The 17,399-nt window shown below is 45.3% G+C and carries 16 protein-coding genes and 1 pseudogene; 8 read left to right on the top strand and 9 right to left on the bottom strand.

What is annotated here, in order from left to right; all coding sequences use genetic code 11:
- Positions 1 to 97: 97 nt before the first annotated feature.
- From EKN56_RS20095 to EKN56_RS20075, 5 genes are all read right to left on the bottom strand, one after another.
- Positions 98 to 436 (bottom strand): zinc ribbon domain-containing protein YjdM, encoded by a 339-nt coding sequence (locus tag EKN56_RS20095; protein WP_130593421.1) that lies wholly within the window; start codon positions 434 to 436, stop codon positions 98 to 100.
- Between the two features lie 304 nt (positions 437 to 740).
- The gene (gene sodA / locus EKN56_RS20090; protein WP_130593420.1) at positions 741 to 1,364 is read right to left on the bottom strand and encodes a superoxide dismutase [Mn]; all 624 of its coding nucleotides are present in this window, start codon (positions 1,362 to 1,364) and stop codon (positions 741 to 743) included.
- A 471-nt stretch (positions 1,365 to 1,835) separates the two neighbouring features.
- On the bottom strand, positions 1,836 to 2,231 hold the full coding sequence (gene cdd / locus EKN56_RS20085) for a cytidine deaminase (protein WP_130593419.1): 396 nt from the start codon (positions 2,229 to 2,231) through the stop codon (positions 1,836 to 1,838).
- A 42-nt stretch (positions 2,232 to 2,273) separates the two neighbouring features.
- Positions 2,274 to 3,575: a pyrimidine-nucleoside phosphorylase gene (locus EKN56_RS20080; RefSeq protein ID WP_130593418.1), complete on the bottom strand. Its 1,302-nt coding sequence runs from the start codon at positions 3,573 to 3,575 to the stop codon at positions 2,274 to 2,276.
- Positions 3,576 to 3,667: 92 nt separating this feature from the next.
- A complete protein-coding gene (locus EKN56_RS20075; RefSeq protein ID WP_130593417.1) occupies positions 3,668 to 4,957 on the bottom strand; it encodes a NupC/NupG family nucleoside CNT transporter in 1,290 nt (429 codons plus the stop codon).
- A 277-nt stretch (positions 4,958 to 5,234) separates the two neighbouring features.
- Between EKN56_RS20075 and deoC the strand changes: the two genes are divergently transcribed.
- The 4 genes from deoC to deoD all read left to right on the top strand — a co-directional run bounded on the left by deoC (position 5,235) and on the right by deoD (position 8,735).
- Entirely contained in the window at positions 5,235 to 5,912 is a 678-nt protein-coding gene (gene deoC, locus EKN56_RS20070; protein WP_130593415.1) for a deoxyribose-phosphate aldolase, read from the top strand.
- 11 nt (positions 5,913 to 5,923) lie between these two features.
- On the top strand, positions 5,924 to 6,688 hold the full coding sequence (deoR, locus tag EKN56_RS20065; RefSeq protein WP_130593413.1) for a DNA-binding transcriptional repressor DeoR: 765 nt from the start codon (positions 5,924 to 5,926) through the stop codon (positions 6,686 to 6,688).
- 69 nt (positions 6,689 to 6,757) lie between these two features.
- Positions 6,758 to 7,981, top strand: a complete 1,224-nt coding sequence (gene deoB / locus EKN56_RS20060) for a phosphopentomutase (protein ID WP_130593412.1) — start codon at positions 6,758 to 6,760, stop codon at positions 7,979 to 7,981.
- 40 nt (positions 7,982 to 8,021) lie between these two features.
- Positions 8,022 to 8,735: a purine-nucleoside phosphorylase gene (deoD, locus tag EKN56_RS20055; RefSeq protein ID WP_130593411.1), complete on the top strand. Its 714-nt coding sequence runs from the start codon at positions 8,022 to 8,024 to the stop codon at positions 8,733 to 8,735.
- Positions 8,736 to 8,801: 66 nt separating this feature from the next.
- On the opposite strand, the gene EKN56_RS20050 is transcribed toward deoD, so the two are convergent.
- Positions 8,802 to 10,247, bottom strand: a complete 1,446-nt coding sequence (locus EKN56_RS20050) for an MFS transporter (protein WP_130593410.1) — start codon at positions 10,245 to 10,247, stop codon at positions 8,802 to 8,804.
- Between the two features lie 157 nt (positions 10,248 to 10,404).
- On the opposite strand from EKN56_RS20050, the gene EKN56_RS20045 reads away from it, so the two are divergent.
- Positions 10,405 to 11,328 (top strand): LysR family transcriptional regulator, encoded by a 924-nt coding sequence (locus EKN56_RS20045; RefSeq protein WP_130593409.1) that lies wholly within the window; start codon positions 10,405 to 10,407, stop codon positions 11,326 to 11,328.
- Here the strand turns inward: EKN56_RS20045 and EKN56_RS20040 are convergent.
- Positions 11,317 to 12,234, bottom strand: coding sequence for a LysR family transcriptional regulator (locus tag EKN56_RS20040; protein WP_130593408.1), 918 nt, complete (start codon positions 12,232 to 12,234; stop codon positions 11,317 to 11,319). The genes EKN56_RS20045 and EKN56_RS20040 overlap by 12 nt on opposite strands.
- 104 nt (positions 12,235 to 12,338) lie before the next feature.
- Here EKN56_RS20040 and EKN56_RS20035 point away from each other — a divergent pair, with 104 nt between their 5' ends.
- Positions 12,339 to 13,523, top strand: a complete 1,185-nt coding sequence (locus tag EKN56_RS20035) for an MFS transporter (protein ID WP_130593407.1) — start codon at positions 12,339 to 12,341, stop codon at positions 13,521 to 13,523.
- 215 nt (positions 13,524 to 13,738) lie between these two features.
- Here the strand turns inward: EKN56_RS20035 and EKN56_RS21045 are convergent.
- Together EKN56_RS21045 and EKN56_RS20025 are read right to left on the bottom strand one after the other, a co-directional pair.
- A pseudogene (locus tag EKN56_RS21045) lies at positions 13,739 to 14,002 on the bottom strand (DUF5655 domain-containing protein); the annotation flags it as partial.
- Between the two features lie 209 nt (positions 14,003 to 14,211).
- Positions 14,212 to 14,517, bottom strand: a complete 306-nt coding sequence (locus EKN56_RS20025; protein WP_130593405.1) for a hypothetical protein — start codon at positions 14,515 to 14,517, stop codon at positions 14,212 to 14,214.
- A gap of 204 nt (positions 14,518 to 14,721) precedes the next feature.
- Between EKN56_RS20025 and EKN56_RS20020 the strand changes: the two genes are divergently transcribed.
- Complete coding sequence (locus tag EKN56_RS20020) at positions 14,722 to 16,470, top strand: hypothetical protein (RefSeq protein WP_130593403.1); 1,749 nt, start codon at positions 14,722 to 14,724, stop codon at positions 16,468 to 16,470.
- Positions 16,471 to 17,073: 603 nt separating this feature from the next.
- Positions 17,074 to 17,397, top strand: a complete 324-nt coding sequence (locus EKN56_RS20015) for a hypothetical protein (protein ID WP_130593402.1) — start codon at positions 17,074 to 17,076, stop codon at positions 17,395 to 17,397.
- Positions 17,398 to 17,399 lie beyond the last annotated feature (2 nt).

Below are 17,399 nucleotides of genomic sequence, written 5' to 3'. Positions count from 1 at the left end.
CCAGTTTTTGATATAGGGACAGTGTTTTTCGCGGGCGTAAAAGAGGAAAAAATAAAGCCACGGCTTTTAAAAAAGCGGTGGCTTTTATTGCTGCTTATCAGACCTTCTTAACGAAGCAGGCCTTGAGCATAATGCTGGTGTTATCGATTTTGCAGTCGATTTCATGGTCACCATCAACCAGACGAATAGGTTTAGATTTGCTACCCACTTTCAGTACGGTTGAAGAGCCTTTTAATTTCAGGTCTTTAATCAGGGTTACGCAGTCACCATCGGCTAATACGTTACCGTTACTGTCTTTCACCACTCTCGCATCACCATCTGCTGACTCTGGCTCTGAAGGGTTCCACTCGTGAGCACAATCAGGGCAGATGAACATGGCTCCGTCCGGATAGGTATTTTCTGATGAGCAGACCGGGCAGGCTGGAATAGAATTCATGTCAATTTCCCTAAAAATAGAATGTGAATAAAATCAGGGCGCTATTCTACTACAAATGACCACTTTTATCACATGGATAAACCATCGGCTTATGAAGGTGATAGCGGGTGAAGGGGAGAGGCGAAACGGAAAATTAATTTTTCATCGTGAAAATTCTGCTTTTATTGAAAGAATATTTATCTTTTCAGGACGCAGACACGAAAATCTCATTAAGAGGCGGATAACGTAAGGTTTATTAAGGAGACAATAGCGGAACGCCCGCTATTATCCCCATTATTCATATGAAACTTAAAGGATTAGCTTATTATTTTGCTTCAGCAAAACGCTTGGCAGCTTCGTCCCAGTTCACCACGTTCCAGAATTCTTTAATGTAATCAGGACGACGGTTTTGGAATTTCAGATAGTAAGCATGTTCCCAAACGTCCAGGCTCACAATCGGGAAGCCTGACGCACCAGATACGCTTTCACCCATCAGGGGACTGTCCTGATTAGCGGTAGAAACCACAGCCAGTTTGCCATCTTTTAATACCAGCCAGGCCCAGCCTGAACCAAAACGGGTAGCGGCAGCCTGTTCAAACTTCTCTTTAAAGCTCTCAACGCTACCAAAATCACGCTCGATTGCCGCTTTCAGATCGCCCTGCAAGGTAGTGCCTTTTTTCAGGCCTTTCCAGAACAGGCTGTGGTTAGCGTGACCGCCAGCGTTATTTCTTAATACGGTGCGTTTCTCCGCAGGTACTTTATCTAACTGAGCGATCAGCTCTTCAGCAGAAAGTTTTTTCAGATCGTCAGACAGCGTTTCCAGCGCAGCGTTAGCATTGTTTACATAAGCCTGATGGTGCTTACTGTGGTGGATTTCCATGGTTTGTTTATCAAAGTGAGGTTCCAGCGCATCGTAGGCATAAGGCAGGGTTGGAAGGGTATAACTCATCGTATCACTCCTCAAAGGTGGTTTACGCTGTTTATAAGACAGCTCATTTCAATTTCATGGTGGGTTATCAGTATAGCACTGAATATGAATTGATAATCATTATCGTTTGTGGGGTTATTGTCTATCAATTTGATAGGCGTTGTTTGAAGGGGATTGGACTCTGAGTTAGTTTCGTCCACTAATCGTGCTGAGTCTGAATTGGCTACTGTGCGAGTGGCCGAGCAAGGGGCGTTAAAAGGCGAACGCCCCCTGCACCCCCGCGCCTTCGCACCCGAATCCAGGTCGCCTGATGGCGACTTCCCTCCGCCTTCGTTCGGGTTTACGCACCGGCGCTGATTCGCTCCCGGCGAAGCAGCGTCTCGACTGGCCTCCATGCCAGTCGTGCTACCATCTCTCAGTTGTCGGCTGAATTCCAGTGCTCTATAGAAGGGCAAAAAATAAGGTCAACGGCTAACTGCCAAGGGCACTGCGTTAACTTAGGTCTTCTGGCCCAAACGAGTAAGGTAGTAGCTCGGCTATCGATGTATGCTTTACTTCACCCTTCATATTGACCATCAAAACCGGCATATCCGGGGCGCAGAATTCGTTAATCACCTGACGGCAAGCGCCGCAAGGGGAGATTGGGCCTTCGGTATCGCCGATAATCACCAGTTTTTTGAACTGGCGTTGACCTTCTGATACGGCTTTAAAGATAGCGGTTCGTTCCGCGCAGTTGGTTAAACCGTAGGAGGCATTTTCAACGTTACAGCCGAGAAAAACCTGATTGTTATCTGCAAGCAGGGCTGCGCCAACGGCGAAATTAGAGTAGGGGCTGTAGGAGGATTGACGGGCTTTTTTGGCCTGTTCAATCAGTTCATTATCAGTCATGGCAATTTCCTTGTGATAAAAAGTGGCAGATAACGCATTGGATTACTGAGTAATGACCGTATGAATCAGTTTAGGAGCCTGTCCGCGTTCGGCAATTTCTATGCTGCTATAGATCTTCTCCATCACGCTGGAGACCTCTTCCCGATTCGCGTAAATGGTGACCAGTGCATCACCGAGCTGAACGCTATCGCCCACTTTCTTATGCAGCATCAGCCCAACGGCTAAATCGATATCGTCTTCTTTGGTGGCTCGGCCTGCGCCCAACAGCATGGCAGCAACGCCAATTTCATCGGCGATAATGTTTGCCACGACGCCAGAGGTTTTGGCGGGTACTTCAATTTTGAATTTTGCCTGAGGTAATCTTTCCGGATGGTCGACAACGGAAGCATCGCCGCCCTGATTGGCCAGAAACTCTCTAAATTTGTCCAGCGCCTTACCGTTGTTAATCACTTCAAGCAGCATCTGACGTGCTTCTTCCAGGTTTTTGGCCTTTTTGGCTAATACCACCATTTGGCTGCCTAATACCAGAGTCAGTTCCGTCAGGTCCGCCGGGCCTTTGCCTTTTAGGGTATCAATGGCTTCCTGTACTTCCAGCGCGTTACCAATGGCAAAGCCAAGCGGCTGTGACATATCGGAAATCACCGCCATGGTATGTCGCCCCACATTGTTACCAATGCGCACCATCGATTTGGCTAACTCAATGGCATCTTCATCGGTTTTCATAAACGCGCCAGCGCCGGTTTTAACATCTAATACGATGGCGTCAGAACCTGCGGCAATTTTCTTGCTCATAATTGAGCTGGCGATAAGGGGGATAGAGTTGACGGTGCCGGTCACGTCGCGCAGGGCGTACATCTTTTTATCCGCGGGTGTTAAATTACCCGACTGACCGATAACCGCTACCTTGTGGCGATTCACCAAATCGATAAATTCATCTTTATTGATTTCAATATGGAAACCTTTGACCGACTCCAGCTTGTCCAGCGTTCCGCCGGTGTGCCCCAGACCACGGCCTGACATCTTGGCTACCGGAATATCAAGAGCAGCCACTAACGGTGCCAGCACTAACGTGGTGGTATCACCCACGCCGCCGGTAGAGTGCTTATCCACTTTGATACCGTCAATGGCCGATAGATCAATGGTATCGCCGGAATTCACCATCGCCATGGTCAGGTCCGCGCATTCGCGGTCGGTCATGTCCTGAAAGTAAATGGCCATCATCATGGCGCTGGCCTGATAGTCAGGGATAGCGCCATCGGTATAGCCTTTAACGAAGAATTCGATTTCTTGTGCAGAGAGTTCTTTGCCATCACGCTTTTTGGCAATTAGGTCAACGATTCTCATAGTATTTACCTTCTTATTGAGTAAAACGGCTAATGACGCCGGTTTTAAATGATCCCATTGCCGATCGTCAGACCGGCAAAAAATACCGTATGTTAATGATGAATCAGCCCGACAACGGCAGCGCTCAGAAAGCTAACTAATGTTGCACCATACAGCAATTTCAAACCAAAGCGTGATGCGACATTGCCCTGTTGAGGGTTTAGCGCTTTAATGGCGCCGCTGATAATGCCAATAGAGGAGAAATTAGCAAAAGAGACCAGAAACACTGAAATAATGGCTTTGGTATGTTCTGAAAACAGGAAGGTACCGTTATCTAATCCCTGTTTTAGCTGGTCCATCGCAACAAACTCGTTACTCACCAATTTGGTGCCCATCAGGCTACCGGCGCTAATCGCTTCATCCCACGGAATACCCACTAAAAAGGCCAAAGGTGAGAACACATAGCCCAGGAAATCCTGGAAAGAGATACCAAACAAATAGCTGAAGATAGCGTTGATCATGGCGATGATAGCGATAAAACCAATCAGCATTGCGCCCACGATAATGGCAACTTTGAATCCATCGAGGATATATTCCCCCAGCATCTCAAAGAAGCTCTGTTTTTCTTCAGCTACCACCTCCAGAACATCTTCCTCAGGATCGACCCGATAAGGGTTAATCATGGAAGCAATAATAAATCCACCAAACAGGTTTAAGACAATAGCGGTAACCACATACACCGGATCTAACAGCGTCATATAAGCACCCACGATGGACATGGAAATCGTCGACATGGCCGAAGTACAAAGGGTGTAAAGACGATGCTGAGGAAGAAAGCCCAGTGATTTTTTCACGGAAATAAAAACTTCAGACTGACCAAGAATGGCAGACGCGACAGCATTATAAGATTCCAGCTTGCCCATGCCGTTCACTTTACTTAATAAAATACCGATACCTTTAATAATCATGGTCAAAAATGACTGACCTAAAAAAGAGGCCGACTCATTGTTGTTAATTAATCCAATCTTTCTTAATAACGTACTGAGAATAATAATGAACCGGCTCGGCAGATGGATATATTGCATTATTCCAATCAGTGCTGAAATAAAAACTATAGGCATTAATACCATGATAAAAAAAGAAAACTTATTTTCGTTTAGCAAACCGCCAAAAACGAAATTCGCCCCTTCTGCCGCGTATTTTAATAACTTATCAAAAACGCTGGCAATTCCCCCAATAAGCGTACTGCCACCGGTCGTATTCAGCAGTAAAAAGGCCAATAAGCATTGCAGGCCAAGCATAATAAAAATATAAGGGTATCTGACTTTCTTTCGATTATTACTGGCTAAGAGTGCCAGCGCTAAAATAACAATAATACCTGCTATTCCAATAAGATATTTCACAGAAAACTCCGTAATTCACGATAGCCAATACAGCGGATAGAATAAGCACTGAGACACATTTTCAAGGCGATTGAAAATTGAGATATCAGTATTAATATGGTCTATTGTTTGCGGAGTAACATTAATTATTCATAAATGTTTTTACTGTGACATTTATCTCAATATGAAAATATCAATATTATTGATTTTAATGATTTTGTGTGATGTTATTTAAATAACATTTTTGTTGTTATATTAGCGGGACTTTCCTGTCGGGCTGAATAAAAAAGGTAAAATAATGAGTCAATCAATACGTTATGAGCAATATATTGATCATACATTGCTGGCAATGAATGCGACGGCGGAACAAATTATTCAGGTTTGTCGCGAAGCGCTGAAATATAACTTTGCGGCGGTGTGTGTTAATTCCGGCTATGTGCCATTAGTGTTCAGTGAATTAGCCGGAAGTCCGGTAAAAGTATGTAGCGTCATTGGTTTCCCATTAGGCACCTGTCTGACCAGCGTGAAAGTCAGTGAAGCTCTGGCGGCGATTGAAGTCGGGGCGCAGGAAATCGATATGGTTATCAATGTGGGCTGGCTTAAAAGTGGCTGGATTGATGACGTCACCACAGATATCGGTGCGGTTAAGCGGGCCTGTGGCGAGGTTACGTTAAAAGTGATTCTGGAAACCTGCCTGCTTACTGATGACGAAATCGTTAAAGTTTGCGAAATTTGTCGTGATTTGCAGGTGGATTTTGTTAAAACATCGACCGGATTCAGCACCGGTGGTGCAACAGTTGAACATGTGTCACTGATGCGTAACACTGTCGGTAAGACGATGGGCGTTAAAGCATCCGGTGGTATACGTTCACGAGAAACGGCCACTCAGATGATCAATGCTGGCGCCACTCGGATCGGTACCAGCTCGGGCGTTAGTATTGTGTCGGGGCAGGCTGGCGAACAGAAAGATTACTAACCGGAGTACACATGAGCAGTCGTCGGACGGAGCGAATATATAAACTTACCCAGATATTAAAAGATACCGATAAGGTGTATGTGCGTGATGCGGCTCAACAGTTGAATGTGTCGGAAATGACCATTCGCCGCGACCTGAATGCAGAACCTTCATCGCTGATATTACTGGGTGGATATATTGTTACCGATCCGAAGGTGAATGGCGCTAATCAATACTTCTTTTGTGAACAACAATTTAAGAATATTGATGAGAAGCGCCATATTGGTCAGTTGGCCGCTCAACTGATTAATGATGATGAAGTGATACTTTTCGATTCGGGCACCACCGTCCCTTTTATCATTGAAAGTATTCCTGATGAACGCCGTTTTACCGGCGTCTGCTACTCACTGAATACCTTTATGGCCCTACAGGAAAAGCCGCATTGTAAGGTTATCTTGTGTGGGGGCGAATTTAAAACCAGCACCCATATATTTACCGCCGTTGGCGGCCATAACGAACTGAATTATTTACGCCCTGATAAGGCCTTTATTTCTGCCGCGGGCGTTTCATTAACTCAGGGAGTGACCACCTTTATTGTTGATGAGATCGCTTTAAAAGCTCAGGCCATGGCGGTGGCTTCGCAAAGTATTCTGGTTGCCGATCACAATAAATTTGAACAGGTAAGAGTGGGGCGTTTTGCCTCTCTGGAGGCGTTTACCTGCGTGGTAACCGACCGTCAGCCTGACAGCAGCTGGCAACACTATTTTAAACAGCAGGGAACCAGACTCCTGTACTAACACGGGGCCCTCTGCCATACGGCTGGTTTTTGCCAAAACGCCAGTGACGACTATCTGAAGGATGTGAGCATGAAACGTGTTTTTATTATGGTTCTCGATTCGTTCGGTATTGGCGCTACGCGAGATGCGGATAAATTTGGTGATGTGGGTTCAAACACCCTGGGCCATATTGCGCAGGCTTGTCAGCAGGGGCGTGCGGATATTGGCCGCAGTGGCCCGTTAACCTTACCGAACTTAAGTCAGTTGGGGTTGGGGAAGGCGAATCAACAGGCTTCCGGTGAGTTTCCTGCCGGTCTTGATCCACAGGCAGAAATTATCGGAGCCTATGGCTACGCGAAAGAGCTCTCTTCCGGTAAAGACACGCCATCCGGCCATTGGGAGATCGCCGGTGTGCCGGTATTGTTTGACTGGGGCTATTTTAGTGATGTGAACAATAGCTTCCCGCCGGCGCTATTACAGCGGTTGGTAGAACGGGCAAAGTTGCCGGGTTATTTGGGCAACTGTCATGCCTCCGGCACCGCCATTTTGGAACAGCTGGGCGTTGAGCACATGAAAACCAGTAAACCGATTTTCTATACTTCTGCGGATTCCGTATTCCAAATCGCCTGCCATGAAGAGACCTATGGTCTGGAAAACCTCTATCAACTGTGTGCTCTGGTGCGTGAAGAGCTTACGCAAGGTGGCTATAACATTGGTCGGGTTATTGCCCGTCCTTTCGCTGGTGATAAACCAGAGAACTTTAAACGTACCGGCAACCGCCATGACTATGCGGTAAAACCACCGTCACCCACCGTACTGAACAAACTGGTAGAAGAGAAGCAAGGGCAGGTTGTATCGATTGGTAAGATTGCTGATATTTATGCTGATGAAGGCATTACCAAAAAGGTCAAAGCCACCGGCATTGATGAGCTGTTTGACGCCTCACTAAGAGAGATCAAACAGGCGGGTGATAACACCATTGTGTTTACTAACTTCGTTGATTTCGACTCTTCTTACGGCCATCGCCGCGACGTTGCCGGTTACGCCGCTGCACTGGAACATTTCGACCGTCGCCTGCCGGAGATGCTGTCGCTGATTGGTGAGGATGACTTACTGATTCTGACAGCCGATCACGGATGTGATCCTACCTGGACCGGCAGCGACCATACCCGGGAGCATATTCCGGTATTGGTCTATGGCCCGAAAGTGAAGCCCGGCCCGCTGGGGTTGCGACATACCTTTGCCGATATCGGGCAAACGGTAGCGAAACACCTGAACCTGTCGGCGATGGATTACGGCAAACCACTATTTTAATCATCTTAACCAGTTAACCACTTTGTGAAAGGAAACGAATATGGCGACGCCACATATTAATGCTGAACCGGGTGATTTTGCTGATGTTGTATTGATGCCCGGCGACCCGCTCAGAGCTAAACATATTGCAGAAACCATGCTGCAGGATGCGCGATTAGTTACCGATGTCAGAAATATGCTCGGTTATACCGGCACCTATAAAGGGCGGCGGGTTTCTGTGATGGGGCATGGCATGGGGATCCCTTCCTGTTCTATCTATACCAAAGAGCTGATTACCGAATATCAGGTAGATAAGATTATTCGTATTGGCTCCTGCGGCGCGCTGCTACCGCAGGTAAAAGTACGGGATATTGTGATCGGAATGGGAGCCTGTACCGATTCCGGCGTTAATCGCACCCGCTTTAAGGGCTACGACTTTGCTGCCATCGCCGATTTTGATTTATTACGCCATGCGGTGGCGGCGGCAGAAGCAAAGAAGATTCCGGTTCACGTTGGCAATATGTTTTCTGCCGATCTGTTCTATAACCCGGACCCGCAGATGTTCGACGTAATGGAAAAATATAACATTCTGGGTATCGAGATGGAGGCCGCAGGTATTTACGGTGTAGCCGCCGAGTATGGCGCTAAAGCGCTGTGTATCTGTACCGTATCCGACCATATCCGTCGTGGTGAAGCGCTGTCATCTGAACTGCGTCAGACATCGTTTAATCAGATGGTGGAAATAGCCATGGATTCGGTGCTGTTAGGGGATTAGTGATTTATCTGCGCATCTGGCTTTATTGAACGTCATAAAGCCAGATGCCGGTTCCCTCGCCTTAACTCAGGCTTTCTTCTCATCGCGATTAATATTACGCATATAGCTGATCGTCATGGCTAACAGGGTAGCCGCCACGGCAACCCACAGGCTCAGCCTGACTGCTTGCGCCTCCTGTAACGCCAGCTTTAGCGGTTCACTGCCGGATTGAGCATAAGCCGATAAGATGGCCCCGACAAACGCCGCCCCCAGACACTGGCCGAAAGTGCGCATGATCGCCAGCACCCCAGATGCATAACCACTGTTCTCACGGGATGCATTCGACAGCATCTCCCGATTATTCGGGCTTTGAAAGCAACCAAAGCCGATACCACACAGCAAACTGCGAGCGCCAATATCCCATTCCTGCGGGTGAGCGGGTAGCAATGCCAGCAGCACCAGCCCGACAGCGAACAGACACAGCCCCACGGTAGAGATAATGGCTGCCGGATAGCGATCCGCCAGTCGTCCGGCATAGGGTGCCGCCAGAATAATACCGATTGGCCAAGGGGTAAAAAGCAGCGCGGAGACAAACGCGCTGTAACCATAAACGCTCTGGAATAAGAACGGCAGCGCAACAAAGGTAATCCCCTGACTGACAAAAGAGGCCAGCGAGGTTAGCGCCGCCAGTGAAAATCGGGAAGAGGCAAACATACCAAGGGGAAGCAGCGGCTTTGGCGCACGCTGTTGACGCCAGACAAAGGCCAGCCCGGCAGCGATGGCGGTTAGCCCATAGCCCACAGAGGTTATCAGTGGGCCAAATGAATATTCTACCCCCTCAGGGCGAGAAAAAGCGCCTGCCGCCATGATAAGCGCCCCTAACATCACCGCAGACAGCACCGCTCCGGGGATATCGAATGGCTCCCGGGTGGTGGTTCGTTTACCGGGAATAACCCGCAGCGCGAGTACTATGGCGATAATGCCCAACGGAATATTAATGGCAAACAGCCACTGCCAGCTCAGGGTGGATAAAATAGTCCCGCCAAGCACCGGCGCAATGGCGGTGCTGGCAGCAACCAGTAAGGCATTCAGCCCCAGTATTCGCCCCAGCAGGCGATTGGGGAAAATAGATCGCAGGATTGCCGGGCCAATACTTAATGTTGCCGCACCGCCAATGCCTTGCAGTATGCGCATTATCACCAGCATTTCCAGCGATGACGAAAAAGCACAGCCCACCGAGGCCAGCGTAAATACGCTTAAACCGATGGCAAACAGTGTCCGAAAGCCAATCTGGCTGGCAATGGCGGCAAATATTGCCAGCGTCATCGCCGCCGACAGCAGATAGCCGTTAGAAACCCAGACCGCATCGCTGGAGGAAACGCCTAAAGCCTGCGCGATTTGCGGCAGGGCGATATTAATCATCGAGCCGTCGAATACGGCCATGGTGGTCATGGTCATTACTGCCACCATGGCTAAACAGCGTTCCCGGCCGGGAAGCCCTTCATCGCCAGGCAGGTCAGAAAATAGTTCCATACGGAAGTTGCTCTTGTTAATGCCATTCTGGCTGGTTAGTTTAGATTAGTTCAGGGAATATAACCCTGTTGGAGATATGGCGGAAGACGCAGCATTTGCACTTATAACCTGCATCAGACGCCTTCTCATATTCATTCGCCAGGAGTACTATGCCAGTATGACTGAACCTGACCTCAATTTACTCATTGCGCTTGATGTGCTTCTTGCTGAAGGGAGCGTGGCCGGTGCTGCCCGTCGTTTGGGGTTAAGCGCTTCGGCAATGAGCCGAACCCTCAGCCGCCTTCGCGCCGCCACCGGCGATCCACTGTTGGTTCGGGCCGGGCGCCATATGGTGCTAACCCCTTATGCTGAACAGATACGCGGGCGAACTCAAAACGCGGTGTTTGAAGCGCGGGTGTTGCTTCGCCCCTCGTCAACGGAACTGGATTTATCCACGCTGGAACGCACCTTTACCATTCGGGCGAACGATGGCTTTGTGGAGGCTTTTGGCGCAGCGCTGATTGCCGCTGCTGCTCTGGTGGCTCCTCTGGTGTGTTTGCGGTTTGTCGCCAAGCCAGAGAAGAGTTCCCGATATTTGCGTGAAGGGCTGGTGGATCTTGAAATCGGCGTTTTAGGGGCGATGGGACCGGAGATTCGTTTGCAGGCGCTATTCAGAGACAGGTTTGTGGGGGTGGTCAGAAAAGGGCACCCTCTTGACGGGGAAGCAGAAGTTACCGTTGAGCAATATGTGGCTTTCGGGCATGTGGTTGCTTCCCGCCGTGAACATATCAGCGGGCCGGTAGATGAAGCGCTGGCGGAGTCAGGTTTAAAGCGTAAGGTTGCTGCTGTGGTTCCCAGTTTTCCTGCGGCGCTGGCAGTGGCTAAGGCATCGGATCTGGTGGCGTTGGTTCCGGCTTCTTTTCTGATTAATCAGTCAATGACTGGCGCGACCGCCACACTCAGGGCTTTTGAGCTGCCGGTAAAAACCAAAGGCATCACAGTGTCGCAGATGTGGCATCCCCGGGCAGAGGTGGATCCGGGGCATCGTTGGTTGAGGGGGGTGGTGTTGGAGGTTTGTCGGGGGCGAGTGTTATGTTGCTAAGGATATATTGCTCAATTCCTGATGAATGAAATCAATGAGCGCTCTTGTTTTAGCAGGCAAGTAACGCCGATTTGAATAAAGTGCGAACAATTGCAATGGGGCTGCCGATTGTTCAAACTTAACCTCGATTAACCGTCCATCGTTAATATAGGGTTGGCAGGTTTGTTTCGATAGAATTGCAAAACCAACACCGGATACCGCAGCTCGTCCTGCCATCTCTCCGCTGTTTACCCGATAATGCCCCTTAACCTTAATTGTCTCGAATCCCCCCTTGATATTGACAAACTGCCAGGGAGCACCTTTCAGTGCACTTACCGTTGTAATGCAGGGTAATTCTTCAAATTGCTGGATATGAGAAGGGGTACCATAACGCTGAATGATGGAGGGGGCTGCAACAATAGTGCAAGGGATAGTCATCAGATGGCGGGCGATGTAGTCACTGTCATCCATTTGGCCACGGGTAATAATGATAGCTAAATCCAGATCGTCTCGCAGGGATTCGAAACCTGACAAGTTTGTGACACAGCTGATCTCCAGGTCCGGGTACTGACAGGCGAAATCAGCAATAACAGAACCCAGCAATGCAGGACCTATTTCATTGGGAATACAGATGCGTAATGGGCCCTTGAGTTGCATTTGCCGCAACGTTAATTCTGTCTCGGTTTGCTCAAGCGCCTCCAGTAATGGTTTCGCTCGGGTATAGAGTAGGTGCCCCGCCTGAGTGAGTTTCATATGTCGGGTGCTGCGCTCAATAAGCTGAAGATTCAGTTTTTCTTCTAACTGAGAAATGCAACGACTAACATTTGATGTCGGCATTTCAAGGACTTTCGATGCCCCAACAAAGCTTTCTCTTTCAACCACAGCAATGAACACTCTCAGGGTATTAAAATCAAGAGCCGAACGCATCAATTATCCCACATATGATAATAATAAAAGCCATTTTTACCATATAATTAACATCATTGATAGCAGTTAAACTCAGGATATCTTTCATCCATAGGTTGCTTGCTATGCCACTGGTCACACAGACGTTTAATCATAAAGCCCTCATGCGGATAGCCATCGTAATGGCTTTTATCCAGTTCACTAATGCGCTGGAGTACATGGCGTTAACGCCCGTTTTTGCTTTTATGGCAAACGGGTTTTCGGTTCCGGTATCATTTTCTGGCTATGTCTCTGGTATGTACACTCTGGGGGCTGTTCTTTCTGGAATTGTCGCTTTTTATTGGATTGACCGGTTTAATAAAAAACAATTCTTGATCAAGAATATGGTGCTGTTGGGAGTACTAACATTTTTGTCCACACTCACTACTGATTTTGACATTCTTCTGGCACTACGATTTTGCGCGGGGTTGGTTGGTGGTACAACAATGGGAGTGGGGATGAGTATTTTGATAAATTATGCCCCAGCAAACTTACGTGGAAAAATGCTGGCAACGGTGATTGCATCATTTTCGATGGTCAGTATTGTCGGAATGCCTGCTGTATTATTTTTGTGCACGCACTATGGTTGGCATACCGCGCTGTGGCTAATCAGCTCACTTTGCCTGTTATCTTTACCGTTGATAGTCTTTATTATTCCCAAGGATACGGCCACGTCAGGCGTGAAGGCTAACCTGTCTATTGATACTCAAACCTTACTTTTCGCCTCTTGTGCTGGACTAGTACAATTTAGTCCAATGCTGATTATTCCCATTTTGACTCCATTAATGATGCAGTATATGGGAGCACAACAAAACCTATTACCCTTATTGTTCTTAAGTGGAGGGATTGCAGGTTATCTGTCTACAAAAATAACAGGTGTTCTAACATCGCATTTATCCGCTCTGATGTTGGCAACAATTTCAACCCTGTTCTTTGTAGCAAGTTTGCTGATCCCTGCGATGAGCTATCATAATGCAACTCTATTTATAACCTTATTTCTAGGGGCCTCATATAGCCGACTTGTTTCCGTTTCGGCAATTGCTGTCCAGTATCCTGAGGATGAAAAACGAGCCAGTTTTTCTTCACTACAGACAGCAATGATGTACCTGATAACAACTCTCGCATTCTTTCTGTCTTCCTTATTACTACCTGACCAGGGAATAACAACGCAAAATCTAAACAGACTGTTGGTTGTCAGTGCATTAGCCGCATCTGGATTTCCCATAATGGTCATCATACTTCAAAAGAAACTGGCTAAACGTACTGTCTAGGCTGATCTTCTTATTAGTGATTAGGATACGAGCGATAGGCCTGTTCCTGCTCCGTGGATAGTTGAACTGGAGAAGGGAGGGGGGCATACGATTGAGCAGGTTATTGATTGTGATAAAACGCCGGATTCTTGTATTAGATTGCCGTAGTGGTTTTGGTGTTTTATGGCTGGCGCGGTTGGAGGTTTATACCACGCCAGTAGTTTGCTTTCAGGATGTTAGTTGTCCATTTGCCGTTCAAAAGCCTGAGTGACTAATGCCATTACCTGCGGCAGGTCTTCCAGATTTTCAAAGCCGACTTCAACATCACCATTACCCCAACGACCAACGTTAGAAACGTCTTTGCATAATCCGTGTGGGTCGTTGATTTCTGCAAAAGGCATATTTAGTGAGAGTCGTAGGCGCTTAGCTTGTGGAACTACGTCGACAAAATTTACTTCGGCTTTGTAAGTGATGTGTTGCTTGAGAAAAGCTTCAGCAACATATGTCAGTTAAGAGTGAAAAGCGGAGGTCATCGTTTATCTTCTCGCCAGAACTTACATTTAATATTCGATTAAGTTGTCCGAAAAACATGTGGGATAAAACATATAATACCTTGCTACTAATTAATGATTTTGTGTGGGCTTCTCATAAAAAGCCATTGCGAGCTAAAAATCACAATGGCTGTACGTTAAACTACTGCAAGTAAGAGTTATTTAAGCTGGTTACCATAGCGATAAATTTCTACCAAGGCTTTACCACAGCTAGGGCTCCCATGTCTTAGACCGTCGGATAAAGCCGTTTTAACATCAGGTAAATTCATAATCGCCTGACGAATCAATTCAGGTAAAATATTCTGAATTTGTGCAATAGCCTCCCCATACCCCACCGTTACACCTACGGACAGTCCATCACGGAACCCTTGTACGTAGCCTCCATCTGTACTTGATGTGGGAATTAACTCACCTTCCAAAGAGGAAATGACCGGAATGTTGCCTAAAAGATCATTGTTTTGCATATTAACTCCATCTGTTAGTAAAAGATATCTGAGCTATTACTCAGTCGGTTTTCAGAATCAATGGTAATCAGCGATGAAAAAACATGAAATACAATGGTTTTTTTTTTGATTTGCTATTGTTATTAGTGAATAATTATGGTAACGAACTACTCTTGATTTTCAATCCCAAGAGGGCTAAGCGATTCATTGCTGAGGACATAACAGATGAGTTCTGATGTGGTATCTCGATTAACAAGTATTTTTGAGACAGGCATTTTCTACAATACTGCAATTGATCTCTATTACGACCAAATACAGCTCGTGGATGAGCTAGAGGGAATCGTATTAAATTGTCCTTCTGAAATTCAAGAAAGGATATTGTCTCTCATCTCTCATTACCATTTAGAAAAAAATCCAAAGCAAGAAAATGAATTTCTTAGAAAGATTAATATATTGACATCAAATCCTAGATTGGTTTCTGCTGTCAATAATACTAAGTTGAAGTTGAATCTTACTTGGGAGTTAAGTATTTTAAATAAAAAAATACGAGACAAGTTACAGCCTGAAACTTTATTAGATGAGTATTTTAATGTTTATAATATCACTGATGGATTCAAAGTTTTTGATGAGAAGAATTTGGCTCCAGTAATAATAAGATTATCAATACTAGAGTTACTTAGGAAAAAAAATACCTTCTTTAAGTATAGGGTTGATTTATACAGAAATAGTGAAACTGGAACCATACATATATTGTATGATGAGTTAAGAACTTCATTCCGCCAATCTCTTGTATTCGCATATGATAACTCTGCAGGAAAGGATGGCCTTGATTTTTTGAAAGAAGCAATATCTTCAAATAATTTAAAAAATCATGGTGGTATTTTAATGGCATTATCTTTTAATCAGGAAAAAAGAAAACATACTATTTCTAAGGAAGCTTATTATGAAAATTTTTTTCAAAAACACCTTAGATCGAATAATGCGGGATTTAGTGATAAACGGATTATTTATCGAGGAAGTAAAAAATTAGATGATTTGAAAATTATAATTAAAAATAAATATGAATTGAACGTTGAGGATAAACTTAATCAAAATAGAGTATTTACGAATGAAAGTAACGCTAAAATTGATGATAGGGTTAGCGCTTACGTTACATTACAAAGCGCACTTTCGGCATATGTTAATTTTTACGCATTTATTTTAGCAAATCTCGATTTCTTTAAGAATTTGAAAGAACTTAAAAAATCGATTGAAAATGAATTTTCTAGCCACTATGAACCTCATCAACTCGATAGTTATCTTCTTTCATTATTTAATTTTATCAATCATCCAGTTGAAAAATCAAATAAAACCAAACTTGATGCTGATTTAGATTATATTAATATCAAATACTCTTCCGAGCTAAAAATACTTAGAAGTTACAATGTGCAACAGGAATATTGGGGTTATTTTTTTACCCCTGCTATTTTTCCTGATCTTAAAGAAATAATAACTATTATAAGTACTATTTATAAAGTATGTGATGGTGATTATACCTCCGTTTCACATAAGCAATTGGACTCCTTGGGGATAACTGACACACTAAAGAAAACAATATTAATAAATCGATTAATACCTAGAGAAGCTAAAATTATTTATGCATGTTATGGTAAAAGCGATCATGCAATTGTTAGACCAATGAATAATATAAACGATATCCCAGGGAATATTATGGCTGCTTTAAGATTGTACGATAAAAATGCTAAAAGTGATTTTTTAGTCAGTACTATATCCATTAAAAAAATAAATAAAATTGAAGAAATAATATGGGGATTACTCCACCATTATGAAAAAGAGTTTTCAAAAGAAAAAATAACAAATAAAATTACTCTTGATAAAATTGATGAGCTATATAATGAGCCAATATTGGAAACTAGGTTTTTATCAGGGTTGAAAGCATCAAAAAAAATAATTAACTCGTTTAGAGAAAAATAATGAATTAAGTTTATGGTTATTATTCTAGCCATCATGCATTTTGTCGCCTCATTAGTTTGACCTTTATTTTTTTAGATGCGTATGGAATGATGTAGAGCTATATGAATCATGATTTATACAGCTGAAAAGGAGAGCTAAACTTGATTTTCTTAAGTGTTCGCTTTTGACACTAAGCTAATTATTAACTCTGGCTGGATTCAGCGTAGTAAAGGAATTAGCTCAAGTATGCGCCAATACAACCAATACCTGTTTAACTATCCCAGTGAATTGACGAGTAAACCCCCATTTCCTGCGATACACATTCCATATCCACATACAACTCCATGTAAATCCCCCCAGCCTATTTCATTAACAAAACCTCAAGCATATAGTCACCTTGCTGCGGCAAAATCCGTAGCCGGAAATTAGCGTTCCGTATCAGATATACTCGGTTATTCTGTGGCATAATGCCGCATGCCTTGATCCATCCAGAACTATGGTGGCTCAGGTAGGGGCTTCGAAAGAAGCGCCGGTTTCCGAGTCCGGTAACGCTAACCCCGCCTGAGCTACCACCCGAGTTTAGCGTCTCGAGTGTTATCAAATATTTTTACTCGGAGTATTAAAATGACTAACACCTTTACCGAAACCACCCCCGACACCTCAATCACCATCCTCCGCACCCTAATCGCCGATCTGCAATACACCCAACTCAGCGACATCGAACTACACGATCTCAGCAGCATCGCCGCCGAATCCATCGAAGGGCTATGCCACGGGCTGCTATACACAGGAGAGTCACTGGAAAACGGAATTCAACCCCAACCACAAAACCTCGGACAACTCGGCGCATGGTTAAAAGCCTCCGCCCATATCATCCCCATACTGCTTGAGCTATACGAACAATCAACCACCCAGCTATTTCAGATGCAAAACGTGAACAGAAGTTAATG

Origin of the sequence: Limnobaculum zhutongyuii (genome assembly GCF_004295645.1) — a bacterium.
In the GTDB taxonomy this organism is placed as follows: Bacteria; Pseudomonadota; Gammaproteobacteria; order Enterobacterales; family Enterobacteriaceae; genus Limnobaculum; species Limnobaculum zhutongyuii.
Note: the sequence above shows the minus strand (reverse complement) of the source record. Positions and strands in the feature narration are given on the sequence as shown.